Source organism: Phenylobacterium sp. (assembly GCF_022402485.1).
Classification (GTDB): Bacteria; Pseudomonadota; Alphaproteobacteria; order Caulobacterales; family Caulobacteraceae; genus Phenylobacterium.
In genome coordinates, this window is record NZ_JAKRSA010000015.1 from 153,045 (window position 1) to 178,517 (window position 25,473).

23 protein-coding genes are annotated in these 25,473 nt (G+C 66.3%); 12 read left to right on the top strand and 11 right to left on the bottom strand.

The features are described 5' to 3' along the window. Window positions 1-26: 26 nt before the first annotated feature. A complete protein-coding gene (locus tag MH112_RS05640; RefSeq protein ID WP_296565059.1) occupies window positions 27-3,602 on the bottom strand; it encodes a hydantoinase B/oxoprolinase family protein in 3,576 nt (1,191 codons plus the stop codon). A gap of 74 nt (window positions 3,603-3,676) precedes the next feature. Between MH112_RS05640 and MH112_RS05645 the strand changes: the two genes are divergently transcribed. The 5 genes from MH112_RS05645 to MH112_RS05665 all read left to right on the top strand — a co-directional run bounded on the left by MH112_RS05645 (window position 3,677) and on the right by MH112_RS05665 (window position 8,265). After that, complete coding sequence (locus tag MH112_RS05645; RefSeq protein ID WP_296565061.1) at window positions 3,677-4,372, top strand: DnaJ family molecular chaperone; 696 nt, start codon at window positions 3,677-3,679, stop codon at window positions 4,370-4,372. Between the two features lie 100 nt (window positions 4,373-4,472). Then, window positions 4,473-4,772, top strand: a complete 300-nt coding sequence (locus MH112_RS05650; protein WP_296565063.1) for a hypothetical protein — start codon at window positions 4,473-4,475, stop codon at window positions 4,770-4,772. Between the two features lie 70 nt (window positions 4,773-4,842). Then, window positions 4,843-5,133: a putative quinol monooxygenase gene (locus tag MH112_RS05655; protein ID WP_296565065.1), complete on the top strand. Its 291-nt coding sequence runs from the start codon at window positions 4,843-4,845 to the stop codon at window positions 5,131-5,133. Between the two features lie 168 nt (window positions 5,134-5,301). Beyond that, entirely contained in the window at window positions 5,302-6,405 is a 1,104-nt protein-coding gene (locus tag MH112_RS05660; protein WP_296565066.1) for an NADH:flavin oxidoreductase, read from the top strand. A gap of 156 nt (window positions 6,406-6,561) precedes the next feature. Then, window positions 6,562-8,265: a hypothetical protein gene (locus MH112_RS05665; protein ID WP_296565067.1), complete on the top strand. Its 1,704-nt coding sequence runs from the start codon at window positions 6,562-6,564 to the stop codon at window positions 8,263-8,265. A 46-nt stretch (window positions 8,266-8,311) separates the two neighbouring features. Here the strand turns inward: MH112_RS05665 and MH112_RS05670 are convergent, their stop codons facing one another. The 3 genes from MH112_RS05670 to MH112_RS05680 form a co-directional block, all read right to left on the bottom strand. Further along, the gene (locus MH112_RS05670) at window positions 8,312-9,223 is read right to left on the bottom strand and encodes an SMP-30/gluconolactonase/LRE family protein (protein ID WP_296565069.1); all 912 of its coding nucleotides are present in this window, start codon (window positions 9,221-9,223) and stop codon (window positions 8,312-8,314) included. Window positions 9,224-9,292: 69 nt separating this feature from the next. Continuing rightward, entirely contained in the window at window positions 9,293-9,811 is a 519-nt protein-coding gene (locus tag MH112_RS05675; RefSeq protein WP_296565071.1) for a dihydrofolate reductase, read from the bottom strand. A gap of 57 nt (window positions 9,812-9,868) precedes the next feature. After that, on the bottom strand, window positions 9,869-11,044 hold the full coding sequence (locus MH112_RS05680; RefSeq protein WP_296565074.1) for an acyl-CoA dehydrogenase family protein: 1,176 nt from the start codon (window positions 11,042-11,044) through the stop codon (window positions 9,869-9,871). 71 nt (window positions 11,045-11,115) lie between these two features. On the opposite strand from MH112_RS05680, the gene MH112_RS05685 reads away from it, so the two are divergent. Beyond that, a complete protein-coding gene (locus MH112_RS05685) occupies window positions 11,116-12,003 on the top strand; it encodes a hypothetical protein (RefSeq protein WP_296565075.1) in 888 nt (295 codons plus the stop codon). A gap of 31 nt (window positions 12,004-12,034) precedes the next feature. Further along, the gene (locus MH112_RS05690; RefSeq protein WP_296565076.1) at window positions 12,035-12,676 is read left to right on the top strand and encodes a TetR/AcrR family transcriptional regulator; all 642 of its coding nucleotides are present in this window, start codon (window positions 12,035-12,037) and stop codon (window positions 12,674-12,676) included. Here MH112_RS05690 and MH112_RS05695 read toward each other — a convergent pair. Next, window positions 12,673-13,551, bottom strand: coding sequence for a thymidylate synthase (locus tag MH112_RS05695; RefSeq protein WP_296565078.1), 879 nt, complete (start codon window positions 13,549-13,551; stop codon window positions 12,673-12,675). The genes MH112_RS05690 and MH112_RS05695 overlap by 4 nt on opposite strands. Before the next feature lie 69 nt (window positions 13,552-13,620). After that, window positions 13,621-14,175 (bottom strand): DUF924 family protein, encoded by a 555-nt coding sequence (locus MH112_RS05700; protein WP_296565080.1) that lies wholly within the window; start codon window positions 14,173-14,175, stop codon window positions 13,621-13,623. A 171-nt stretch (window positions 14,176-14,346) separates the two neighbouring features. Here MH112_RS05700 and ilvC point away from each other — a divergent pair, with 171 nt between their 5' ends. From ilvC to MH112_RS05715, 3 genes are all read left to right on the top strand, one after another. After that, complete coding sequence (ilvC, locus tag MH112_RS05705) at window positions 14,347-15,366, top strand: ketol-acid reductoisomerase (protein ID WP_296565083.1); 1,020 nt, start codon at window positions 14,347-14,349, stop codon at window positions 15,364-15,366. Window positions 15,367-15,480: 114 nt separating this feature from the next. Further along, on the top strand, window positions 15,481-16,092 hold the full coding sequence (locus MH112_RS05710; protein ID WP_296565084.1) for a TetR/AcrR family transcriptional regulator: 612 nt from the start codon (window positions 15,481-15,483) through the stop codon (window positions 16,090-16,092). Between the two features lie 52 nt (window positions 16,093-16,144). After that, complete coding sequence (locus MH112_RS05715) at window positions 16,145-18,229, top strand: TonB-dependent receptor (RefSeq protein ID WP_296565086.1); 2,085 nt, start codon at window positions 16,145-16,147, stop codon at window positions 18,227-18,229. Window positions 18,230-18,311: 82 nt separating this feature from the next. Here the strand turns inward: MH112_RS05715 and MH112_RS05720 are convergent, their stop codons facing one another. Both MH112_RS05720 and MH112_RS05725 read right to left on the bottom strand, forming a co-directional pair. After that, window positions 18,312-19,604, bottom strand: coding sequence for a cytochrome P450 (locus MH112_RS05720; RefSeq protein WP_296565087.1), 1,293 nt, complete (start codon window positions 19,602-19,604; stop codon window positions 18,312-18,314). 146 nt (window positions 19,605-19,750) lie between these two features. After that, window positions 19,751-20,518: a methyltransferase domain-containing protein gene (locus tag MH112_RS05725; protein WP_296565089.1), complete on the bottom strand. Its 768-nt coding sequence runs from the start codon at window positions 20,516-20,518 to the stop codon at window positions 19,751-19,753. Between the two features lie 109 nt (window positions 20,519-20,627). On the opposite strand from MH112_RS05725, the gene MH112_RS05730 reads away from it, so the two are divergent. Further along, window positions 20,628-21,638 carry a polyprenyl synthetase family protein gene (locus tag MH112_RS05730; protein ID WP_296565171.1) on the top strand — a complete coding sequence of 337 codons (1,011 nt, stop codon included), beginning with the start codon at window positions 20,628-20,630 and terminating at the stop codon, window positions 21,636-21,638. Between the two features lie 21 nt (window positions 21,639-21,659). Here the strand turns inward: MH112_RS05730 and MH112_RS05735 are convergent, their stop codons facing one another. Continuing rightward, window positions 21,660-22,244 carry a DUF3617 family protein gene (locus MH112_RS05735; RefSeq protein WP_296565091.1) on the bottom strand — a complete coding sequence of 195 codons (585 nt, stop codon included), beginning with the start codon at window positions 22,242-22,244 and terminating at the stop codon, window positions 21,660-21,662. A gap of 124 nt (window positions 22,245-22,368) precedes the next feature. Here MH112_RS05735 and MH112_RS05740 point away from each other — a divergent pair, with 124 nt between their 5' ends. Beyond that, complete coding sequence (locus MH112_RS05740; RefSeq protein WP_296565093.1) at window positions 22,369-22,641, top strand: GNAT family N-acetyltransferase; 273 nt, start codon at window positions 22,369-22,371, stop codon at window positions 22,639-22,641. Window positions 22,642-22,652: 11 nt separating this feature from the next. Here MH112_RS05740 and uvrB read toward each other — a convergent pair whose 3' ends face one another. Then, entirely contained in the window at window positions 22,653-24,854 is a 2,202-nt protein-coding gene (uvrB, locus tag MH112_RS05745) for an excinuclease ABC subunit UvrB (RefSeq protein WP_296565094.1), read from the bottom strand. A 359-nt stretch (window positions 24,855-25,213) separates the two neighbouring features. Beyond that, a complete protein-coding gene (locus MH112_RS05750; protein ID WP_296565095.1) occupies window positions 25,214-25,396 on the bottom strand; it encodes a hypothetical protein in 183 nt (60 codons plus the stop codon). Between the last annotated feature and the right edge of the window lie 77 nt (window positions 25,397-25,473).

Here is a 25,473-nt window from a genome sequence, read left to right on the forward strand (position 1 = left end):
CAGCAGGGCGCCTCGGAGGTCTGAACTCAGTTAGCCGCGTTGGGTCCAAATCCCCCGCCCCCCGGGGTGTGGATCTCAATCGCGTCCCCGGCTGCCACCCGAATGGAGAAGCAGCCCGACAATTCCTTTACCTCGCCCTTGGCGGTGATCAAAGCCTGCCAACCCGCGGCCCCGCCTTCGCCTCCCGCCAGACCCTCGGGCGGGAACAGTCTGCGGCTCGACAGGAGCGCGGCCTCCATCGGGGCCAGAAAGCGCAGCCGGCGTATGATGCCGTCCCCACCGGGCTGGGCCCCTCTGCCCCCGGAGCCAGGCCGGAGCGCAAAGCGCTCAAGGCGAACTGGATATCGCCGCTCAAGGATTTCGGGATCTGTGAGCCGTGAATTGGTCATGTGGGTGTGGATTCCCTCAGCGCCCGGCGCCTGGGCGGTGGCGCCGGCCCCGCCGCAGAGGGTCTCGTAGTACTGACGTGTCTCATCGCCGAAGGTGAAGTTGTTCATGGTCCCTTGGGCGCCGGCCATAACCCCAAGCGCGGCGTAAAGGACGTCGACCACATGCTGACTGGTCTCCACGTTACCGGCCACCACGGCGGCGCCAGGGGCAGGGTCGAGCATGGAGCCCGGCCGGACTCGGATCTCCAGGGGGGTCAGGCAGCCGGCATTGAGCGGAATGTCGTCATCCACCAGGGTGCGGAAGACATAGAGGGCGGCGGCATCGACGATCGAAGCCGGGGCGTTGAAATTTGAGGTCAGCTGGTCGGCGCTGTCAGTGAAGTCCAGCACGGCGCGGCCAGCGGCGGCGTCTACCGTGATCTTGACGGTGATCTTGGCCCCGCCATCCATCTGCGTCTGCGCCGATCCGTTCCGCAGGTGCCCGATCGCCCGTCGCACGGCCGCCGTGGCGTTGGCCTGGACATGGCCCATATAGGCCGTGACCGTCTGAGGTCCGAAGGCGGTGATCATCGCCGCGACCGCCTCGCCCCCCGCCCGGCAGGCGGCGATCTGGGCCTTCAGGTCGGCAATGTTGCGATCCGGGTCGCGGGAGGGCCACGGGCCAGAGGTTAGGGCCCTACGCACGGGCGCTTCCAGGAATTCCCCGTGCGCCATGATCGGCAGGGCATCGAGCAGGACGCCTTCTTCCGCGATGGTCGTCGAAAACGGCGGCATAGATCCCGGCTGCACGCCCCCCACATCAGCGTGGTGTCCCCTTGCCGCCACATAGAAGCTTGGCCGCGCATCGGTGCCGACAAAGATCGGCATGACCACCGTGATGTCCGGCAGGTGTGTTCCCCCGGCATAGGGATTGTTGAGGGCAAAGGCCTGGCCCTCCGCCAGAACAGGGTGGCGGTCGCGGACTGCCCGCACACTTGCCCCCATGGACCCCAGATGCACCGGCATGTGCGGCGCATTGGCCACCAGCCCGCCATCGGGATCAAACAGGGCGCAGGAGAAGTCGAGGCGTTCCTTGATGTTCACCGACTGGGCCGTCCGCTCCAGGGCAGCTCCCATGGCCTCGGCCACCCCCATGAACCGGCGATTGAACAGCTCCAGGGTGATCGGGTCAGGCGTCGTGAGATCGCCTGTGGAGACGCGGGATCGCGCATCTCGCGCCATGCGCTGCAGTCTGATCAGACCGTCATCGCCTGCCTGCGCCCGCCAGCCCGGTGCCAGGGCGATCTGGGTGTCTGGCCGAACGATCAGGGCGGGCCCCTCCTGAGTCGTCAGCTGGGCGGCATCGACCACAGGAACCTGGACCAGGGCCCCTTCGATATAGGCCAGGGTGAACCCGTGTTGCGGTTCAAGGCGCGCCTCTGCCAGGGGGGCTGACCCCAGCCCCTGGCCGGCACCCGCGCTGACCTCCGCTTCCACGGCGGCAATCAGAATGGTCCGACCTGGCTCGATGAATCCAAACAGCCGGGCATGGGCGGCTTCAAAGGCGGCGCGGACCTCCAACAGTTCCCCAGGGGCGGTCGGGAGCTCGGCGTCAGCGCCGTCATAGCGCAGGCGCAAGGTGACCTGTCGCTGACCCACCTCGGCCCCCTGAGCGGCAAGGTCGACGCTGGCCGCCGCCGTGAGCCCCTCTGCCAACTGGCGCGCCGCCTCCAGCCCCTGTGGGTCGAGGGCCACCTCCAGTCCGCTCTGGCGCAGGGCGCGGACCTGGGCATGACCAATGCCATAGGCCGACAGGAGGCTGCCATATCGAGGGCAGAGCACCTGGTCGATGCCCAACGCCTCAGCGGTCTGGCAGGCGACCTGGCCGGCCGCCCCGCCAAACGCCACCAGGCCATGATCCCGGGGATCAAACCCGCGCTCAGTGGAGATCTTGCGAATGGCCAGGGCCATCTGTTCCACGGCGATCGCCAGGAAGCCTTCGGCAGCGGCCTCGGCGCTGGCTGCCCCCATGGCTGTCGCAAGCTCGGCCAACCTTTGGCGAGCGGCCTTTGCGTCCAGAGGCGCGTCGCCATTCGGCCCGAAAATGGCCGGAAAACGTCGAATATCGAGCCTTCCCAGCACAATATTGGCGTCGGTTACCGTGGCTGGACCACCCCGTCCGTAGGCTGCGGGACCAGGATCGGCGCCGGCGCTGTGGGGACCGACCCGGGCGCGCAGGCCGTCGAAGGCCAGGATCGAGCCCCCGCCGGCGGCAACCGTCTCAATGTCCAGCATGGGGCTGCGCAGGCGAACGCCGGCAATCTCGGCCCTGTCCCGGCGCTCCAGGCGACCGGCATAGCGGCAGACGTCGGTCGATGTGCCCCCCATGTCGAAACCGAGGACCGCAGGCACCCCCGCTGCGCGTGATGTCTCGGCGACCCCGACCACTCCGCCGGCCGGCCCCGAGTCCACAGCGTCGCGGCCTCGGAAGGCGCTGGCGGAGACCAGGGCTCCGGCTGAGGTCATGAAATAGAGCGGGGCCCCGTTCACGGCCTCGGCCACACCCTGAACATATTTCTGCAGGATCGGCGTCAAATAGGCGTCGGCCACCGTAGTTTCTGCACGGGGCAGGAACCGGGGCAGGGGCGAAACCTCATGGGACAGGGCGACGAACTCGAAACCGGCCTGTCGTGCCAGGTCGCCGGCTCGCCGCTCATGCCCGCCCTCCAGGTCCGCATGCAGAAAGGCAATGGCCACCGAGGTGTAACCCGCCGCATGCGCCTGCCTCAGGGACTGGGCCAGGCCAGCTTCGTCCAGGGGCGTGACCAAAGTGCCATCCGCCGCCAAGCGCTCCTGCGCCTCCACAACCCCGGCATAAAGAGGCTGGGGCCGTGTGATGTTGAGGGCGAACAGGTCCGGTCGTGTCTGGTCCCCGATCCGCAGGGCGTCGCCGAAGCCGGCGGTGGTGACCAGCAGAGTCTTGGCCCCTTTCCGCTCCAGCAACGCATTGGTGGCGACGGTCGCCCCCATTCGGATCACGGCAACCTTGTCCGCCGGAAAGGGGCGTCCAGCCGGGGCCTCCAGGACCCGCCGCATGGCCTCAATGGCGGCATCGGCATAGGCTGGGGAGGTCGACAGGAGCTTCAGGGTCTGGACCGCACCATCCCCCCGGCGGGCGATTACATCGGTGAAGGTGCCGCCCCGGTCGATCCAGAAGCTCCAGAGTCTGTCCAAAACTTAACCTGCGTGATGTTCGATTGGCGTTGTCATGGGGACGCCATCTTCCTAAGGCTTCTGGCATTAGATCAATGAGCTTCTGGCGCAAAATTGCTGGCCTGGCCGTCCGTTCTCCGGATGACGCCGGTTGCCCTGACTGCCCGGCTGGCCTGCCCGGAGAAGATCCTGCGTTTTCAACGGCGGTGACGGCCCTGGGCGCCAAGCTCGCCCAGGCCGATGGGGACGCCGGTCGGGCTGAGTTCGACGCCTTTTCCGAGGTTTTCCAGTCGGACGAGGCCTCACGACCCAATGTTCGGCGGCTGTACAATCTTGCCCGACAGACCACCCGAGGCTTCGAGAGCTACGCCCGTCGCCTGGCGCGGCGCTATCGCAACTGCCCGCAGATCCTAGAGGACGTGCTCGACGGCCTGTTCCATATCGCGTCCTCCGACGGCGCGGTCACCGATGAGGAAATGGCCTATCTGGCGCGGGTGGCCGAACTGTTCGGGTTCTCCGAACTCGTGTTCCGCCGCCTGAAAGCGACGCATCTGGGTCTGGCTGCCGACGATCCCTATGCGGTGCTGGGTGCCCCCCACGATGCCAGTGACGATCAACTCCGCGCTGCCTGGAAGATCGCTCTGATTGAGAGCCATCCTGACAGGGCGCGCTCCCGGGGATTGCCGCAGGAGTTTGTCGAAGTCGCCGAGGCCAAGGCCAAGGCGATCAATGCCGCTTTTGACTCCGCGATGCGCGAACGAAAGGAACTGGCCCTGGCCGGTGCCGCCTAACGCGTCATCCTGTCGCCATCATCCCTGCCAAGGATTGACCTTCCTGCCCGCAGGCCGAACATAGTCCGCAGCCCCCAGAGAGAGGCGACCAGAGGAGATCATGGACCAGCAACAGACCCGGGGCGCTAAGCCCGCACTTCGCAGCCTCACGGCAATCGGCGGTGCCATTGCGGCCGCAGTGGCGGTGATGGTGGGTGTGGTCCTGGCCTTTGTGTTCGCCGCCACCGTGGTGGTGGTTGGACTGATGCTGAGCCTGTTGGTGGGGCTTGCGGCCTTCGCCATCCGTGCGGGCCGTCTTGGGCGTCGCAAGGCCAGCGCGGGTCCCGATGATGGGATCATCGAAGCGCGTCACCTCGGCGGCCACCATTGGGTCGCCTACGGCTGGAACGAGCGCGCCTGAACAGTACGGCGCTTGCCCCGGCCCGGGGCGGCCTCTACCGTCGATTCAAACAATCGTTGGGAGAGCGGAAATGATCGGCGTGGTGGCGACCCTCAAGATTCAAGAGGGAAAGACCGAGGAATTCGAGACCGTCTTCAAGGACCTGATGGCCCAGGTGAAGGCCAATGAGCCGGGTTGCCTAGCTTACCAGCTGACCAAGAGCCGGACCGAACCTGGGACCTATAAGGTGCTTGAGCTTTATGCCAACGAAGACGCCCTGAAAGCCCACGGCCAGAGCGACTATTTCAAGGCTGCCGGACCTAAGATGGGCCCCTGCCTGGCCGGGCGCCCCGAAGTCGAATACCTCGACGCTGTCCAATAGAGTCCTCGGACATCGGCTGAGCCCGGGTCGCTTGCGTGGCCCGGGCTTTCCTGTGTCTGGACCAAGTTGGGCCAGCCCTGGCGGAGGCGCTGAGAGAATTTCTTGCGTGACGCCGCCCCCGGAAACTCCCTAGGGTCCAGGTCGAACACTCGTTTGAATGGAGTCGCCATGGCCGCCCTCGACGCCCTTTTCCGCCCCTACAGCTTCAAGGGCCTGCACCTCAAGAACCGCATTGTCATGGCACCCATGACCCGGTCCTTCTCCCCCGACGGCGTGGCCACCGAGGAGGTCGCTCAGTATTATCGCCGCCGGGCTGCGGCCGATGTTGGGCTGATCATTTCTGAGGGTGTGGGCGTTAACCGCCCGGCCTCGGTCAATGACAGGAATGTTCCGCGTTTCTATGGCGAGGCCGAACTGGCCGCCTGGAAGCGGGTGATCGATGCCGTCCACGAGGTCGGCGGCAAAATGGCACCCCAGCTGTGGCACGTGGGCGCCGTGCGCACCCGGGACCCGGAATGGTCGCCCCCTGGCCCCTATGACAGCCCCTCTGGCCTGTCGCGCCCGGGCAAGCAGTTCGGCGAGGCCATGACCGACGAGGAGGTGGCCGACGCCATCGCCGCCTTCGCCCAGGCCGCCGCCGACGCCAAGGCGCTGGGCTATGACGCGGTCGAGCTGCACGGCGCCCATGGCTATCTGATCGACCAGTTCTTCTGGGAGGGCACCAATGTCCGGGAAGACGCCTATGGTGCCAAGGACCTGCCCGGTCGCGCCCGTTTCGCCGCCGACATCCTGCGCGCGGTCCGTCAGGCCGTCGGTCCTGACTATCCGGTGATCATCCGGATCAGCCAGTGGAAGCAGCAGGACTACGAGGTGAAGATGGCCACGGACCCCAAGGCCCTTGAGGCCTGGCTCGGGGCTCTGACGGCGGCCGGCGCGGACATCCTGCATTGCTCGCAGCGGCGCTTCTGGGAGCCGGAGTTCGAAGGCTCTGACCTGAACTTTGCCGGTTGGGCCAAAAAGCTCACCGGCGTGCCGACCATCACCGTGGGCTCTGTCGGCCTGTCGGGCGAGTTCATTGCTGCCTTTGCGGGGGAGGGTTCGCAGCCCGCGTCGCTCGACCGTCTGCTCGACCGACTGGAACGGGACGAGTTTGATCTGGTCGGCGTCGGTCGTGCCCTGCTGCAGGACCCGGAATGGGCCCGCAAGGTCAAGGAAGGCCGCAATGACGAGCTGGTCCCGTTTGAACGGGCCGCCATGGCCAAGCTCTACTGAGCCGAAATCGGGTGGCGGGTCTTGCGCTGGTCGCAAGGCCCGCCCTCCGGAGCGTTAGGCGTCGGCAAGAACTATGCGACTGGCCCTCGACTTGCCGCGCATTCGCACAGATTTTCCGCTTTGGCATGGCTAGGCTTACCCTCTCAGGAGGCCCCCATGCTGAACGGCGTTCGATCCCTTGTCCAAGCTGGCCTGCTGGCCCTCTGCCTGGGCGGCGCAGCCGCAGCTCAGGGGCAACCGCCCCCTCGCCTTGACCTGACCCTGACGCCCAGGGCCGAGGCCCTGGATGTGCGCATGCAGATGGCCAGCCCGGACCTGGCGGCGGGAGAGGGGCTGGTCCGCCTGCCCCTAAGCCTCGTGGGTATCCCCAGCGCCCGCTATGACGGCGAGGCACTACAGGCCAGGGATGACCTGGGCGTCCTACCGCTTCGCCAGGACGAAGAGCCGCCGACGCCCCAAGGGACCTATCGCCGATGGGTGGTGGAGCGGGCCACCAAAGGCGACGTCATCGTCAGCTATGCGGCCCCGCCCCGGGTGGTCAATGCGTCCACCAACAGTGGCCCGCTGTTTGATCTGCGCCAGGAGTCCGGAGGTTTTATCGGGGCCGGAGTCGGCTTCCTGGCCGCGCCCGTGCCCCCCGGCCCCTGGTCTGTGCATCTGGCCTGGGACTTTTCGCACTTACCGCCTGGCGCCCGCGGTGCCTGGACCCATGGCGATGGGGCAATGCAGATCGTCCTGCCGTCTCAGGCTTTGGCGTTCAGCTTCTATGCCGGCGGGCCATTGGGCATCTATCCAGCCGAAGGCGGCGACGGGTTCCACATGTACTGGCTGACCGAACCCCCCTTTGAGCCCGCCGAACTCGCCGACAAGACCCGGCGGCTCTACGACCATATGTCGGTGTTTTTCGGTGATGCGCCGGGGACCCCCTACCGGGTGTTCATGCGGGCTAATCCCTTTAGCGGCGTGGGGGGTACGGCATTGGGGCGCTCCTTCATGTTTGGCTACAATCCCGCTGAAGGGCCGACGGTGGAGAGCCTGTTGGGTCTCGTCTCCCACGAGGTGGCGCATGCCTGGCCCTCCATGTCTGGAGAGCATGGGGATACCGCCTGGTACAGCGAGGGGATGGCCGAGTTCTACTCCCTGGTCCTGGGCTGGCGGGCCGGGGTGATCGACACCGACCAGGTGCTCAAGACCATGAACAGCCGGGCGAATGACTACTACGCCAACCCCCACATCAGCCTGTCCAATCCCCAGGCCGCTGCCCTGTTCTGGACCGATCCGGTGGCCCAGAGGGTGCCCTATGGACGGGGATGGATGTACCTGTTGCAGACCGACGCAGAGATCCGTCGGGCCAGTAATGGGGCCCGCAGTCTCGACGATGTCGTCACGGCTCTGCGCCGGGCGCAGGTGGCGAGCCAACCCTATGATGTCGCCGCCTGGCTCGGACTTGTCGGCGCTGAGATCGGCACCGCCAAGGCCAAGGCCCAGTACGAGGCCATGGTGGCGGGAACCCGACTGCTTCCCCCGACAGATCTATATTCCCCCTGCCTGAAGGTTGTGCCCCGACAGGCACGGGTATTTGAGCTTGGCTTCCCCAGGGCCGTGCTGAATGGCACGTCGATCGTTGAAGGCCTGGTGCCGGGCTCCGCAGCCGCCCAGGCAGGCCTTCGCGACGGTGACAAGATCACCGAGGTGCTTGCCCTCAACCTCGCCCGTCGCGACCAGGATCAGACCATCACCCTGACCGTGGCGCGGGACGATGGCCCCGTCACCCTGACCTACCTGCCCCGGGGTGCACCGGTTGAGGCTTTTGGCTGGGCGCGTGATCTGGCGGTCCCGCAAGAGGCCTGCCGCTTCTAGAGTTGGCCCCGGTCCGACCTTGGCCGCCGGACCGGAGAGGGCCGGGTCAGGCGTTGTAGTTGAGCTTCAGCCCTGGCCGTGGCCAGCGGGCCTTGTACAAGCGGCCCGTGGATGAGGCGGTGATCCAGGCGTCACGCATATCGGCACCGCCAAAGCAGATGTTGGTGACGATCAGATCGGGCACCGGGTAGTGCTCTGTTTCGCCGGAGGGATCGAAGGCGGTAATGCCGCCATTGATGATGGTCGCCACACAGACCTTGCCGCCCGCCTCTACGGCCAGACTGTCCAGCAGCTGGTAGCCGGGCAGGTTGGTGATGACGCGACCTGGCGCAAAGCCCGGCGGCGGCTTCAACTGTCCAGGCTGGTCGATGTCGAAGGCCCAGAGCCGACCGAGCTGGGTGTCGGCCAGATAGACCACATCCTCCGCCGGCGAGAGGCCAACCCCATTGGGCGCAATCAGATGGTCCCGCAGGCGCGCCACATGGCTTCCGTCCGCCTTGGCATAGTAGAGCGCCCCGAACTTGCGGCCCTCCGGTGTTGAACAGCCATGGTCGCTGAACCAGAAGCCCCCCTGGCGATCAAAGACGAGGTCATTAGGGCCGACGAAGGGCCGACCGTCGCAGGCGTCATAAAGGGTGGTCAGTTCGCCGGTCTTGAGATCATAGCGCTGGATCAGGCCGCCGGTATGGCTTGGCGGCGTCGGGCCCGGAATGGTCAGGCCGTCCTGCTGCGGCCAGGTGAAGGATCCGCCGTTGTTGGTGATGTAGATCGCCCCGTCCGGGCCGATGGCTGCGCCATTGGGGCCACCGCCGGTTTCCACCAGGGTTTCTCGCCGCCAATCCGGGGTGATCTTCGACAGCCGTTGGGCCTTGATCTCGGTCAGGATGATCGAGCCGTCGGCCATGGCGATGGGGCCTTCGGGGAATTCCAGGCCTTCGCAGACCAGTTCGATGTCCATGGGGCGTCCTCCTCTTGTCACTTATTGAGGGGGAGTATGACCGGCGCCGCTGCGTAAGGACCAGGGGCCTTAGCGCCGTTCCAGGACCCGCAAGATGAAGGGATACTCGTCATCTTCCCCGGCCGGGTGGCGGACGGCGCTGACCTCAGTCCAGGCCGATTCATCGAAGGGGGCCAGACGCACATCGCCGTCGACCTCGGCCTCCACCTCGGTGAGGTAAATGCGCTGGGCCCGGGGCAGGGCCAACTCGAAGAGCGAGGCCCCGCCGATCACGCAGACCTCCTCGGCGCCGTCGTCGCTGGCCTGCTCCCGGCCGATCTGCACGGCTTCGGAAAAGTCCTCGCAGACCAGGGCGTTCCGGGGCGCAAAGCTCCCGTCGCGGCTGAGCACGATATTGGTGCGACCCGGAAGGGGTTTCTTGGGCAGGCTGTCCCAGGTCTTGCGGCCCATGATCACCGGCTTGCCAAGCGTCAGGGCGCGGAAGTTGACCAGGTCGCTTTTCAGCCGCCAGGGCAGGCCGCCGTCCCGGCCAATGACGCCGTTGCGGGACCGCGCGATGGGGCCGGCGGTAAGGAGGATGCGTGCCATGGCTAGGGGGTAGCCGACCCGGGCCCCGCAGGGAAGTGGGCAGGTCCTGGACTGGCCTCAGAGGCGCAGAACGTGCTTGGCGATGATGTTCCTCTGGATCTCGTCTGAGCCGCCGGCGATGCTGGCAGCTCGGCCTTCCAAGTACCGGACCACCTCAGGCTGGGCCCAGTCGGGGCCAATCTGCTCCGGCGGGCCGGCGACCTCCGGGAACCAGGGGGCGGCGTAAGGACCCGCGCACTCGACAAAGAACTCGGTCATGCGTTGGACGATGTCAGTCCCTTTGAGCTTGAGCATGGAGGACTGGGTGCCTGGTGCTTCCCCCATGGCCACTTCCGAAAGGGTGCGCAGCTCGGTCATGGCCAGGGCTTCCAGCTCAATGGCCGCCAGGCTCAACCGACTGGAGAAACCGGGATCCTCCAGCAGGCTGCCCCCATGGGCACCTGGAACGCTCGCCGCAGCGTCCCGCAGACGGGCCAGCAGGCTGAGGGACAAGGACACATAGGCCTGGCCGGTGCGCTCATGGGTCAGCAGCCCCTTGGCCACGGTCCAGCCCTCGCCCTCCCGACCGACCCGGTTGGCCACGGAGGTCCGCACGCCCTCGAAGGTGACGCGGTTGAACATGTGGCGTCCATCGATGGAGATGATCGGATGCACCGAGACCCCTGGTGCGCGCATGTCGATGAGCAGGAAGGTGATGCCTTCCTGTTTCTTGCCCTCCTGGCTCGTCCGCGTGAGGCAGAAGATCCAGTCGGCCAGATGGGCGCCGCTGGTCCAGATCTTCTCGCCTTCGACCACATAGTGGTCGCCCTCCAGGGTGGCGCGGGTGCGCAGGGCGGCCAGGTCTGATCCGGCCTCCGGCTCGGAATAGCCCTGGCACCAGTGAACGCGGTTGGCGCGGATGTCGGGCAGGAAGCGGGCCTGTTGCTCAGGCGTGCCATAGGCGAACAGGATCGGGGCCAGCATCCCGAGGCCCATCCCGCCCACCTGGGCCGGCAGACCGGCTGCGGTGGTTTCCCGCTCCCAGATGAAGTGCTGGGTGGCGCTCCAGCCTGGGCCACCGAAGGCGGTGGGCCACTTGCTGATCTCCCAGCCCCGCTCGGCCATGGCGGCGTGCCAGCGCCGGTCATGCTCCCGGCTGCCGTCATAGGGCGCATCGCTGCTGAACGCACGACCGATCAGATCGCGAACCTCAGCCTGAAAGTCGAGATCGGCCGCCGAAAGTCCCAGCTGCATCACCCGTCGCCTTTTCTATTGAACAAAACGTCAATAGGCGCGAGGTTGGCCCGCCCGTCAAGGAGGACCCCATGACCCAAAACGCCCCCTTTGCCGCCCTCGACCTTTCAGAGGGCGGGCTGGCCGGTCCCTTCCGTCATCCCGTCAATGTATCTCGGGAGGCGGTGGGCTCGATCCATGATGATGACACCGCCCAGAAGCTGGGGTTTCGTGGGGGCACGGTGGCGGGCAACATCCACATGGAGCAGTTCCCGCCGCTGTTTGCCGCGCGCTTTGGACAGGCCTGGACATCTCCGGGGGGCCTGTCCCTCTATTTCCTGCAGCCGACCACCGATGGCGAGCCGGTTCAGGCCTGTCTGGGTCCGGTGATGGACGACGGGGCTGGACATCGCCGCGCCGAGGCCTGGATGCAGACGCCGCAGGGGGACAAGGTCTGTGCCGGGGAGGCCTGGAGCGGCGGCGATCTGGCGGACACACCCTTGCGCCGGCGGCTGTCCGAGATGCGCCCAGGGGGGGAGCTGCGCATTCTGGGGGCCTCGAAGGTCGGTGACGCCGTCACCCAAGTTCCGGCCAGAATAGACAAAGCTACCGCCCTGGTCCGGGTGCACGGTGTGACCGAGCCGCTTGACGGATACCTCACTCCCGATACGTCGGGGCGTCTTATGGCGGCACCGGCGGTGGTGATTGACGCCCTAAGGGCGGTGGAGACGCCATTGTTCAAGAGCGAAGGCGACTTTGTCGGCATGTTCGGCGCCATTGAGCTGCAGCATCTGACAGGGCCGGTCCATCTGGATTGCGACTATCTGGCTGAGGGCGAGATCCTGGCCCTGGGGGAATCCCCCAAGACCGAGATCGCCTGGTTTGAGAGCCGACTGCGGGCGACATCCGGAGGCCCGGTGATCGCCCGGCTTTTGATGATGACGCGGCTGTTGAAGGACTCGTCGCCGCTTTGGGCTTGACGCTCTCAGAGGTGTGGCGCGTTAAGGGCCCATGACCGCTGTGCGCAAACGCACCCGGCTGACGCCCCAGGCCCGCCGGGACCAGATTCTCGACCGTGCTGCCGACCTCGTTCTGGCCGACGGCCTCGCCTCCGTCAGCATGGAGGGCGTGGCCAGGGCCACAGGGGTCAGCAAGGGGCTCGTCTACAACTACTTTCCCGATCGTCTGGCCCTGTTTGCTGCCTTGTTACAGCGCGAGCAGCGTGACCTGAACGATCGCGGCATGCGCAACGCCCTTGAGGCGGAGGATTTTGCCGATCTGATCCGCAGAACCACGGGCCTTTACCTGCGCCAGACCGAGGCCCGGGGAGCCCTGATCGCCGCCTTGCTGTCCGATCCGGGGCTGACCCGGATGGTGGAGGAGGAGAGCCGGGTGGACCGCGAACAGACCTTCCGGTTCTTCGTGCGCGCAACCCGCCGGGCCTATGGCCTGCCCCTGCCCACGGCGATCGCAGCGGTCGACCTCCTGTGGGCGGTGACCAATCAGGCGGGACGGCTGGTGGGCCAAGGCTTGATGGGCGCCGAGGAGGCTACTGAGATGTGCGTCAGGCTGTTTGTCGGCGGACTGGCTGAACTCGCCCGAGGTGCTGCCGAAGACGCCGCCGCCGCGGCCCCCGGTCTGAACCGCCCTTAAACGGCGATGGGGGCGGCGATCTTCTCGTGGGCTTTGTAGCCGCTGACCTTGAAGTCCTCATAGTCAAAGGAAAACAGGTCGCGCTTGTCGGCGAGCGTCAGGGTCGGGAAGGGGTAGGGCTCCCGGGTCAGTTGCTCCCGGGCCTGGTCGATGTGGTTCAGATAGAGGTGTGCGTCCCCTAAGGTGTGGACGAACTCGCCGGGCTCCAGACCCGTCACCTTGGCCACCATGTGGGTCAGCAGCGCGTAGCTGGCGATGTTGAACGGTACCCCAAGGAACACATCGGCCGAGCGCTGATAGAGCTGGCAGGACAGCTTGCCCTCGGCCACGAAGAACTGAAACAGGCAGTGGCAGGGGGGCAGGGCCATATCGTCCACATCGGCCGGGTTCCAGGCACTGACGATGTGGCGGCGGGAGTGCGGCGTGGTTTTCAGGCTCTCGACCACATGGGCCATCTGGTCGATCACGCGACCGTCCGGGGCCGCCCAGGAGCGCCACTGCTTGCCATAGACGGGGCCGAGCTCGCCCTCGGCATCAGCCCATTCGTCCCAGATGCTGACGCCCCGCTCCTGCAGCCAGGCCACATTGGTGTCGCCGCGCAGGAACCACAGCAGTTCCAGGATGATCGACTTGCGGTGCAGCTTCTTGGTGGTCAGGAGCGGAAACCCCTGGGCCAGGTCAAACCGCATCTGGCGACCAAAAACCCCGAGCGTCCCCGTGCCCGTACGATCCCCCCGCTGGACGCCGGTCTCCAGGATATCGGCCAGCAGGTCGAGATACTGACGCTCAGGATGCTCAGGGCGCCGGAGGGCGGACGGGGCGTGGGCGTTCACGGACAGGGCTTTCGCAGGGATTTCGGAGATCGAGCTTTCCATGATTCGCGCAGGCTAGGCGCACGGGCGCAAGCGCCCCGTATCGCACTGTCCACAGGGCCGGCCCGTCCATCAACCGGCGAAGCCGCCGTCATCGAGGAAGGCCTGCTCACTGGGGGTGGTGCGACGGCCCAGGGCGGCGTTGCGATGGGGAAAGCGGCCAAAGCGGACAATGATGTCCCGGTGGATTTCGGCCCACTTCAGGGTGTCGGCGTCGCCATCGGTTTCTTTCAGGGCTGCGCACAGCCGCACGGCCTCGTCCTGGTCGCCCATGTCCTCGGAGTGCTCAAAGGGGAGATAGAAGAACGGGCGCAGGATCGCCTCGGTGGCCAGGTCGTGGCCTGCGGCGATCGCCGCCCTGGCGATGGCGCGGGCCTTGCCGTCGGTGGCGAAGGCGTGGCCGGACTGGCGGTAGATGTTGCGGGGAATCTGATCGAGCAGGATCAGCAGGGCCAGGGCCCCCTCGGCGTCCGCGGCCCAGTGGTCCAGCTCACCACGGCTGGCGGCGTGGTGGGCGGCTTCGAAGTCCAGGGCCAGGCGCCGATCAAAGGCTTCAGTCTTGCTGAACCAGTGGGTGGGTCCGGCCTCCCGCCAGGCCTGAACCACCTGCTTTGCGGTCACGTCCATTTGGCTTCTCCCTGGGCTATTGGCGTTGTGGGCGCGCCGTCATCGGCCGGCAAGAGCTGGACGTGACGTTGCGCCCCTTGACCTTTGCGCAAAAAAACGGTCGATGGCGCGGCCTTTGCTGCGGTGCCATGGCATGGCCCCGTGGACGAACCTTGTTTCAGGAGAACAATCATGCGCGTCTACTATGATCGCGACGCCGACCTCGCCCGCATCCTGGACAAGAAAATCGCGGTGGTAGGCTATGGTTCCCAGGGGCGTGCCCATGCGCTGAACCTCGTGGACTCTGGCGTTAAGAACGTGGTGGTCGCCCTGCGCCCCGGTTCGGCCACTGCCAAGAAAGTCGAGGCTGACGGGCTGAAGGTCATGACGGTGGCCGAGGCTGCGGCCTGGGCTGACGCCATGATGGTGCTGGCCCCTGATGAGCTGCAGCGGGAAATCTACAATACCGAGATCGCCCCCAATATCCGTGACGGCGCGGCCCTGCTGTTCGCCCACGGTCTGAATGTTCACTTCAACCTGATCGAGCCCAAGGCCTCCATCGACGTGCTGATGGTCGCGCCCAAGGGGCCTGGTCACACCGTGCGTGGCGAGTACCAGAAGGGCGGCGGCGTGCCCTGCCTGATCGCCATCCACCAGAACCCCACCGGCAATGCCCTCGACTTCGGCCTGGCCTATGCCTCGGCCATCGGCGGCGGCCGTTCGGGCGTCATTGAGACCACCTTCCGCGAAGAGTGCGAGACCGACCTGTTCGGCGAACAGGCCGTGCTCTGCGGTGGCCTGGTGGAGCTGATCCGCGCGGGCTTTGAAACCCTGGTCGAGGCCGGTTATGCGCCGGAAATGGCCTATTTCGAGTGCCTGCACGAGGTGAAGCTCATCGTCGACCTCATCTATGAGGGCGGCATCGCCAACATGAACTACTCGATCTCCAACACGGCCGAGTATGGCGAGTACGTCACCGGTCCTCGCATCGTCACGCCTGAAACCAAGGCCGAGATGAAGCGCGTGCTGGAGGACATCCAGTCGGGTCGCTTCGTCCGTGACTTCATGGCCGAAAACCAGGCTGGCCAGCCGAGCTTCAAGGCCACCCGCCGCCGCGGTTCGGAGCATCAGATCGAGGAAGTGGGCCAGCGCCTGCGCGCCATGATGCCCTGGATCACCAAGAACAAGCTGGTCGACCAGACCCGCAACTAGGGGCTCTGATCGATTGTTGCGCCACTGATGGAAGGCCCTCCGGTTCCGGGGGGCCTTCTTCGTTTGGGCGCGGCGGCGCATGCTGAGGCCGAGGCACCATCTGGGGAGTACGGCATGACGGCTCGAACCTACGGACGCCAGTCGCAGGAACAGATCCTGGCGGCGGCCCAGGTGCTGTTTGCTGAGCGGGGCCTGCATGAGACGTCGATGAGCGACATTGCCCGGGCCGCGGGTCTGTCACGGGCAACTGTCTTCAACCAGTTCGGGTCCAAGGCATTGATCCTCGATGCCCTCACCGCCCGTTCGCTACGGGCCTATGGCGACCTCCTGGACAGGGCCCTGGCCGCGCCGTCGGCCACCACGCCAGACCTGTTGCGCGACCTCTTCCAGCAGATGGCCCGGGGTCTGGAGGCCAATCGCGCAGTGCACCGGGCCGTGTTTGGCGAGATCCGGAAAGTGTCCATGGGCCTGGAGGCTGAGGGGGAATCGCCGGCCCTGCGTCGCCTCGCCTTTGATCGCCTTGTGGAGCTCATGCGGCGGGGGCAGGGGCGGGGCGAGCTTGACCCGAGGCGAGCGGCCGAAACCCTGGCGACGGCCTTTGACAGTCTTTTGGCGGGCGCCGTGACCCAGTGGCTGCATGGGCCTACCGATGCGCCGCTGGAGCCGATGTTGTCGGACCTGGCCGGCGTCCTCCTCGACGGAATCGCGGCGGCGAAAATAGATTGACCCGGCTCCGGCTGAATTTAGACTTTAGTCTAATTTTGTGGGGTTTGGTCTCATGGTCGTCCTCAGGTCGATTGTCGTCTGGCTGCTTGCGGCCTGTGTCGTCTCGGGGGTGCCCAGCCTGGCGCACGGACAGACCGCGCCAGTCCCGGACGCGGGCGCTCAAGGCTATCCCGCCAGCTACTTTGCCCCATTCAATCCCGTCACCGCGGAGGACATGGTCAGGCGGACGCCGGGTTTCACCCTGAGCGACGGACAGGATCGCCGCGGCTTCGCCGCTTCGGCCGGGAACGTGCTGATCAATGGGGAGCGTCCCAGTTCAAAAGTGCTCATCTCTGAACAGCTTTCCAGAATCTCAGCGCGGGATGTGGAGCGGATCGATGTGATCGCCGGCGGCGGCGCGGCCGATGCGGGCGGTCATGCCCTGATTGTCGATGTGCGGCTTCGGCCCCGCCAGAAAGGCGCCACTAACACCTTCGTCCTGCAAGCGGGCCTGCTGGAACCTGGCTGGACGGTCAATCCGATTGCGATTGCCAGCAGCGCCTTTCGCATCGGCCAGGCCGATATCAGCCTCTCTTTGCAGGCTCAGCCCGCGCGACGGGGTCGGATCGAGTACGAGAAGGTCACCACTGATCCCAGCGGCGTGCCCCGTGAATTTGGCCCCGAATATCTCCAGGGCACCTATTACGAGTACAAGCTGAACGGCCGGGCCACCTGGCGTCCCACGCCCCGCGATACGCTGAATGCGAGCCTGCAGGTGACGCCGACCCGCGAGGGCCGTCATACCTATTCCGAGGTGTTTGCCCCTGGGGGCGCACGGATCAGGATCGAAGACAGCCTTGTGCGCGGCGACCCCGCCCTGGCGCTTGAGATGGGGGGCGATTGGGAACGCCAGCTGTCGTCCAGAACCTCCGTCAAGCTGCTGGCCCTGGCCACCCAGCGCGATAAGGGCTCGGATGAGCGCTACACGACCCTCCCCACCACGGGCCTTGGCCGCAGCACCTTCATCCGCCGCGAGAGCGAAAGCGGCGAATACATCGGCCGAGCCATCTGGTCGTTCAGTCCCAAATCGGGGCGCAACCTCGAGGCCGGTGCCGAGGTGGCGTTCAATTTCCTGGAGAGCGGGCTCGATATCGACGTCGATGTGGGCCGCGGGCGTCAACCCACCGTGCTCCCGGTCGCCAACACCAAAGTGGAAGAGGTGCGCGGCGAAGTCTTTCTGACCCAAACCTCGAACCCCACCGCGCAGCTTCGGATCGAGAAGGGCGTCGTCGTGGAAACCTCGCGTATCACCCAGTCCGGGGATGCAAACCAGGAACGCAGCTTCACCTTTGTGAAGCCGCGCCTTGTGGCCACCTGGACGCCAAGTCCCCGCGAGCAGGTCAGGCTGCGCCTTGAGCGAGACGTCGCTCAGCTGGACTTCAACGAGTTTGCCAGTGCGGTTTCCCTGTTCGACGGCACGGTGGACCTGGGCAACCCCAATCTGGAGCCCGAACGAACCTGGCGCGCCCAACTGGACTGGGAGCGCCGGTTTGGCGCCAAGGCCGTCCTGACGCTCTCAGCCTTCTATGAGCGTGTGGAGGCCGTCCAGGATCAGATTCCGGTGAGGTCGCAGTTTGATGCCCCGGGCAATCTGGGTGACGGCTGGCGCGCGGGCGGGCGGATCGATGCCCTGCTGCCCCTCGATTCCTTTGGGTTGCCACGCGGGGAGCTGAGACTGCGCGGACTGGCCCAGGACACCCGGGTCGATGATCCCCTGACCGGCCAGCCCCGGCGGTTCGCCGGCGAGACCCACTGGAGCTACTCGATCGATCTCCGTCAGCCGCTCCCGAACCAGAACCTGGCCTGGGGTGCCCTGTGGGAACGGGCCGATGTGGTTGAGGTGTTTCGAGTCCGGGAGCAGCGTTCGACGGAATGGGATCGGGGGAACCTCGACCTCTATGTGGAGACCACGGCCATTCGCGGCCTCGTGATCCGCCTGACCGCGGCCGACATCCTCCTGCCCGAGGAGGTGCGCGAGCGACGCTTCTTCCTCCCTGACCGATCGCAGCCCACCCATCTGTCGGGCCTAGAGACCCGCCGGGCCATTGGCGGCTTTGGGACGCGATCCTACACCCTGCGGATTTCGGGACGTTTCTGAGCCAACCGGGACGTCGCTGAACGACGAAGGCCCTCCGTTGCCGGAGGGCCTTTTTCTTTGTCCGCGATCGTTCAGGCTCGCCTTAGTGACGGGCGGGGATGATCACCGGCAGGGTCTCATAGCCGTGCACGAAGGAGGAGAAGGTGCGCTGAGGCTCGGCCAGGACCTTGATCTCGGGGAAGCGCTTGAGAATTTCCTCCCAGATGATGGTCAGCTGCATTTCAGCCACCCGGTTGCCCACACATCGGTGGATGCCGAAGCCGAAGGACAGGTGTTCCCGAGGGCGCTCACGGTCGATGATGTAGTCGTTGGGGCGCTCGATGCGGCTCTCATCGCGGTTGCCCGAAATGTACCACATGACCACCCGGTCGCCCTCGCGGATCAGCTTGCCGCCCACTTCGATGTCCCGGTTGGCCACCCGGGCCATATGGGCCAGCGGCGTCTGCCAGCGGATCGTCTCCGATACCATCGAGGAGATCAGCTCCGGATTGGCCCTCAGCTTGGCGTACTGGTCGGGGTTCTTGTTGAGGGCATAGACGCTGCCCGAGATGGTGTTGCGGGTGGTGTCATTGCCGCCGACGATCAGCAGGATGACATTGCCCTGGAACTCCTCCACCGGCATGTCCCGGGTGGCGGTGTTGTTGGCCATCATGGAAATCAGGTCGATGCCGGGTTCAGCAGCGTCCACCCGCTGGTCCCAGAGCTGCTTGAACGTGCCAAAGCACGCCATCATGTCGCTGGCCTTCTGCTCCCAGCTGGTCACGGGGCCATGGCCCGGGGCGTTGGTGACCACGTCCGACCAGTAGGTCAGCTTGCGGCGGTCCTCGAAGGGGAAGTCGAAGAGGGTGGCCAGGGTCATGGCCGTCAGTTCCTTGGACACCAGATCCACCCAGTCGAACTCCTTGCCGATGGGCAGGGAGTCGAGGATCTGCCCGGCCCGCTCACGGACGATGGGGGACATCCGGGTGATGTTGCCCGGCGCCACGGTGGGGCTGACCGCCTTGCGCTGACGGCCATGTTCGGGCTCATCCATGGTGATGAAGCCGGCCCCGTTACGGCGGGGGCGATCCTCGCCCAGGGCCTTGCGCTGTGCTTCCAGGGCTTCGAGGTTGGGCAAGGTGATGCCGTGAACCGAGGAAAACGCCTCGTGATTGGTGTCCACGGCCAGGATGTCGTCCCACTTGGTCACCGACCAGTAGCGGCCGAACTCGCTGTTTTCGGTCAGGTGGACGGGGTCCTCCCGGCGCAGGCGTTCAAACACCGGCCAGAGGGTGTCGTCCTGAAAGCGCGCCGCCCGACCTGGATTAAGCTCGGCCAGCGGGGTCGCCTGGACGGCTTCAACGGAGTCCGCCTGCGGGCTCACTCTGATGTTCATGGTATCCTCCCTGGGCGTTGGCCGCCCGTGCCCGGCGCTTCGACCCATGAGAGTCCGCGCTTCGTCAGGAGCATTCCGACCTTCCGAACAGCATTCGGCAAGGGGAGAAAACGGTGGTCGCCAATGGGGGAGCCTGTGGGGCTGGCTTAAAGCCAGGGCAGTTCAGCCTCGCCCCGTAGGATCGCCTCGGCCTCTGGGGTGTGTTTCTCACCCCCGTCTCGCGGATGCAGAATCAGCGGCGGCAATAGTTGCAGGGGCGCCTTGCCGGTTTTCACGGCCCGAACCAGGACCCGCTTGGCCGGGGCATCGGCAAAGGGGTGGATGGGGCGCACCTGAAATGCGCCGGCCTTGCCCCCTAGCCCGCTCAGGAGGTCGGCCAGCCGGTCGGCCCGGTGGATGATCGTTACCCGTCCCCCCTCCCGCACGGCCTTGAGCAGAAAGCCGGTCCAGGCGGCAAGCCCCCCCCGCGCCATCCAGGCAGCGGTCTTCTCCGGGGCCGGTGCCCGCAGGGCCTTGGGGTCGTCGAAGAAGGGGGGATTGGCCAGGGCGGTGTCAAAGGGGAGCAGGCCCAGGGCCTTGAAGCCAGCCTCCACATCGCCGGTCTGAACCTTCACCCGGTCGGCGAGGCCATTGAGCGTCAGGTTCTCTTTCGCCAGGGCCAGGGCCTCAGGATCCTGTTCGATCCCGGTAAAGATCGCGCCAGGACGGCGTGTGGCGGCAGCCAGCAGGGCCCCGCCAGCCCCGCAGCCGGCTTCGATCACCCGCTCGCCAGGACTTGCGTCGCAGGCGGCGGCCAGCAGGGCGGCGTCCAGGCCCGCCCGATAGCCCTTGGCGGGCTGGCGCAGGATCACACGGCCCCCCAGCAGCAGGTTCTGGGTAGGCGATGCGGTCGGGGGTGCGGGTTGTGGGGACAACAGCGGCTCCAGAAGCGCGGGCGCGCCTTGACCGCCCCCTATCGCGTGACCATTGTCCGCACGCAACGGCGGCCCCGCAATGGGCCGTCCCAAGTGGAGCATATTTGTCGTGGACGCCGCCGCCGCAGACACCAGGGCCAAGCCGGTCAACCTCGATCACCTGCTCAAGCTCGCTGGCCCGGACATGGCTGGCGTCGACAGCCTGATCCGCGACCGCATGCAGAGCCCGGTCTCTGTCATCCCGGCCCTGGCCGAGCACCTGATCGGCGGGTCGGCCAAGCGCCTGCGCCCCCTGCTCACCGTGGCTGCCGCCCGGCTGGCCGGGGCCAAGGACGACGGTTGTCGCAAGCTGGCCGCGGCGGTGGAGTTCATTCACACCGCCACCCTGCTGCATGACGATGTAGTGGATTCCTCCGAACTGCGCCGGGGCAAGGTGGCCGCCCATCTGATCTGGGGGGCCCCGTCCAGCGTTCTGGTCGGCGACTTCCTGTTCGCCCGGGCCTTCGAGCTGATGGTCGAGACCGGCTCCATGTCGGCCCTGGAAATTCTGGCGCGCGCCAGCCGGGTGATCGCCGAGGGCGAGGTGTTGCAGCTGACCCGCGCCCATGACCTGGATCTGGACGAGGCGGTCTATCTGCAGATCATCAAGGCCAAGACGGCCGAGCTATTTGCTGCGGCCGCTGAGGCCGGCGGTGTCTGCGCCGGCGCCACCTCAGACCAATGCCGGGGCCTGCGCCAGTATGGCCAGGACCTGGGCCTGGCCTTCCAGCTGGTCGACGATTCCCTGGACTATTCCGGGGCCAGCGAGACCCTGGGCAAGAATCCCGGCGACGACTTCCGGGAAGGCAAGGCGACCTTGCCGCTGATCCTGGCCATCATCCGGACGGGGGAGGCCGAGCGGGCCTTCTGGTTGCGGACGATTGACGCCCTGGAGCAGACCGACGCTGATTTCGAGCGGGCCCGTCAGCTGGTCCGCGAAACAGGTGCCCTCGACTCCACCCTCAAGGCCGCCGCGGGTTACGCCGCCAGCGCCAAGGCCGCCCTGGCGGTTTTCCCGACCGGGGCCTGGCGCACGGCGCTGGAAGACCTGGCCGACTTCGCCGTAGCCCGCCTGGCCTAGGGCGATCGGGGCCTGGATCGGCTAGTTTTCGCCGGCGACGGTGCCGGCCATGTCCAGCAGGTTCATGCGGATGCCCCCGGGCAACTCCATGTCGCCGGGGCGGAACCCTTCGGGACAGGCCCCCTGCCACACCGCCTCGATATTGACGCTCCGGGTCCCGTTCATCTGCGGAGCGGCGGCCCCCACGGTCGAGCTCTCGGCGGTGATCACGTAGCGGCTGGAGAAATCGCCGCTGGCCACGCCGGAGGTGGTGGTCTTGCCGCCAGCGCCCATGTCGCACACCGAGGAGAACTGCCAATCCCCGTCCGTGCGCCGGGTGACCAGATTTTTCTCGCAGGACTCCTGGGTCGTCGGTTGACCCCACCAGCTCAGTCGCGCCTCGAGGGCGTCATCGATGCAGATGCGGGTGACCTGGACGATCCCTTCGGTGGAGAGGCGCTGCTCCCACAGACCCGCCCGGCGGGCAGGCGCGGCCGGCGTGGCCGTCTGGCCAGGTAGGGGGGTCTCTTGGCCGGCGACCGGGGCCGGCGCTTCAGCGTCAGAACCGGCCTCATTGCGGTTGCAGCCCGCCAGGGCCAGGCACGACAGCCCAAGGGCTGCGGTCATTGAAAGCCTGCGCATCGGGACTACCGCCTCGCCTTAACGCCCTAGCCTGACGCCCTGGGCCCGGTCATCATGTCCCAGCCTTGGCCAGGATCAAAACCCCATTCTGTCCGTTGTAGAGGTCATGATGAGCGAACTTCGAAACAACACCGCCGCGTCACGCTACGAGCTGGAGGAACAGGGCCAGACCTCCTGGGCCGACTACCGGCTTCAGGGCGAGCGCCTCTTCATCGATCATGTGGAAAGCCCTGCGGCCCTGCGGGGCACCGGTGCCGCCGGCCGGCTGATGGCCGCCCTGGCCCAGGATGCCAAGGACCATGGCCTGAAGATCACCCCCATCTGCAGCTATGCCGCAGCCTGGCTCAAGCGCAGCCCCGAGTACCGCGATCTGGTGGGGTGAGGTCTCAGCCCCTACAGCCGTCCCTTCCGGAACCGCTCCTGGGCCTCGGCTCTCGCCTCGGCCTTCACCCGCTTGACCGCTGAGCGGTCGACGGTTTCGCCTTCGCCGGTGAGGACTTCGATGGCGAATTCCAGGTCCATGAGCTTCAGGCGCTTGATCTCGTCGCGCAGGCGGGCGGCGGTCTCGAACTCCAGGTCGGCGGCGGCTTGCCGCATGCGACCTTCCAGGTCGCGCAGGGTGGCCTTGAAGTTGTCGCCCATGAAGGGCCTGGCCTCTTCGGCGAGTTCGGTGCGGACCAGGGGGCGGTCCTTCTCATAGCCGCTGGCGAGGATTTCCTTGATCTGGCTCTTCACGCTCTCGGGCGTGATGCCGTGGGCGGTGTTGTAGGCCTCCTGCCGCTCGCGCCTTCGCTGGGTCTCGGCCATGGCGCGTTCCATGGAGCCGGTGATCCGATCGGCATAGAGGATCACCCGGCCGTCGATATTGCGCGCCGCCCGGCCGATGGTCTGGATCAGGGAGGTCTCCGAGCGGAGGAAACCCTCCTTGTCGGCGTCCAGGATGGCCACCAGCCCGACCTCCGGGATGTCGAGACCCTCCCGCAGCAGGTTGATCCCCACCAGCACGTCGAAGACGCCCAGCCGAAGATCGCGGATGATCTCGATGCGCTCAATGGTGTCGATGTCGGAGTGCATGTAGCGGACCTTCAGGCCCTGCTCGTGCATGTACTCCGTCAGGTCCTCAGCCATCTTCTTGGTGAGCACGGTGATCAGGCCGCGATAGCCCTGGGCGATAGTCTGTCGGACCTCGTCGATCACGTCGTCCACCTGGGAGAAGCCGTCCTTGGAGACCGGGCGGACTTCCACGGGGGGGTCGATGAGGCCGGTGGGCCGGATCACCTGTTCGACAAAGACCCCGCCGGTGCGCTCCATCTCCCAGGTGCCTGGTGTGGCCGACACATGGACGGTGTCGGGCCGCATGGCGTCCCATTCCTCGAACTTGAGCGGGCGGTTGTCGAGGCAGGAGGGCAGGCGGAAGCCGTATTCGGCCAGGGTGAACTTTCGCCGGTAGTCCCCGCGATACATGCCGCCGATCTGCGGCACAGCCTGGTGGCTCTCGTCCACGAACAGGAGCGCGTTCTCGGGGATGTATTCGAAGAAGGTGGGGGGCGGTTCGCCCGGTTGGCGCCCCGACAGATAGCGGCTGTAGTTCTCGATACCGGCGCAGGAGCCGGTGGCCTGGATCATCTCGATGTCGAAGGTGGTGCGCTGCTCCAGCCGCTGGGCTTCCAGCAGCTTGCCATTGGCCACCATCCAGTCGAGCCGTTCCTTGAGCTCGGCCTTGATCTGCAGAACCGCCTGATTGAGCGTCGGGCGCGGGGTCACGTGGTGGCTATTGGCGTAGATCTTGATCCCGTCCAGGTCGGCGGTCTTCTTGCCAGTCAGGGGATCGAACTCGACAATGGTCTCCACCTCGTCACCGAACAGGCTGACCCGCCAGGCGCGATCCTCGTAGTGGGCCGGGAAGATCTCGATGGTGTCGCCCCGGCGGCGGAAGGTTCCGCGCTCAAAGGCCTGATCGTTGCGCTTGTACTGAAGGGCCACGAGGTCCGCCATCAGCTGCTTCTCATCGATCCGCTCACCCGGCGCCAGGGTGAAGGTCATGGCGGTGTAGGTCTCCACCGAGCCGATGCCATAGATGCAGGACACTGAGGCCACGACGATCACGTCGTCCCGCTCCAGGATCGCCCGGGTGGCCGAGTGGCGCATCCGGTCGATCTGCTCGTTAATCGAGGAGTCCTTCTCGATGTAGGTGTCGGTACGCGGGACGTAGGCCTCCGGCTGGTAGTAGTCGTAATAGGACACGAAGAACTCGACCGCGTTGTCCGGGAAGAAGGCTTTGAACTCCGAATAGAGCTGGGCGGCGAGGGTCTTGTTGGGGGCCAGGATCAGGGCCGGGCGCTGGGTCTCGGCGATGACCTGGGCCATCGTATAGGTCTTGCCTGAACCGGTGACGCCCAGCAGCACCTGATCATGCTCGCGGCCTTCGAGGCCTGCCACGAGCTCCTTGATCGCCTGCGGCTGGTCGCCGGCCGGCTGGTAGTCGGACACCAGATTAAAGCGTCGGCCGCCTTCGGACTTGGCGGGGCGGGCCGGGCGGTGGGGCTTCCACAGCATGGGCAGGGCCGCGTCGTCATAGTCAAAGCTGGCCGACATGTCGGCGACGCCTGGGGCCCCCGGCGGTGGGGCCGAAGGCGCTTGTCCCGCAGTCGAAGGGGCGGGGGAGGGCGGGGCAGATTTGGAACGGGGCATGACACCAAGTTAGGCCCGCAAGGGGCGCGGCGCCAGCGGTCCCACGCTCAGGATAACCCGCCGCCGCTGACGGCCATGGCGCAGGCCAAGGCCAGCACTGCGAGCGCCAGGATCAGATGTTGCATAGCTCCGTCCCCCCATCCCGATGATGGGATGGGGATAGGCGCGCTGGTGGAGCGCCGCATGATGCAGATGCACTAGCCGCTGGGGCGGTGTGGCTGGATCAGCCAGGTGGCGGCCTCTGCCACTGGTCCACGATGGGCTCAGTCCTGGTCGACGGACTTGCTCACCACCGTGCCGACCGCAGCCCCTGCAGCGGCACCCACAGGCCCGCCCACGACAGCCCCGGCTACGGCTCCAGTCGCCGCCCGCTGTTCCACATTGTGGCCACAGGCCGCCAGTAGAAGCGCCGCCGAAATGGCGCAGACGCCAAGGACCTTAGACATGTCGATTTCTCCAGGAGTTGTTAGGCATGAACGGCTGGCAGAGACCAAGGTTCCTTCAGTCGGCGTGGGGGCTCTCA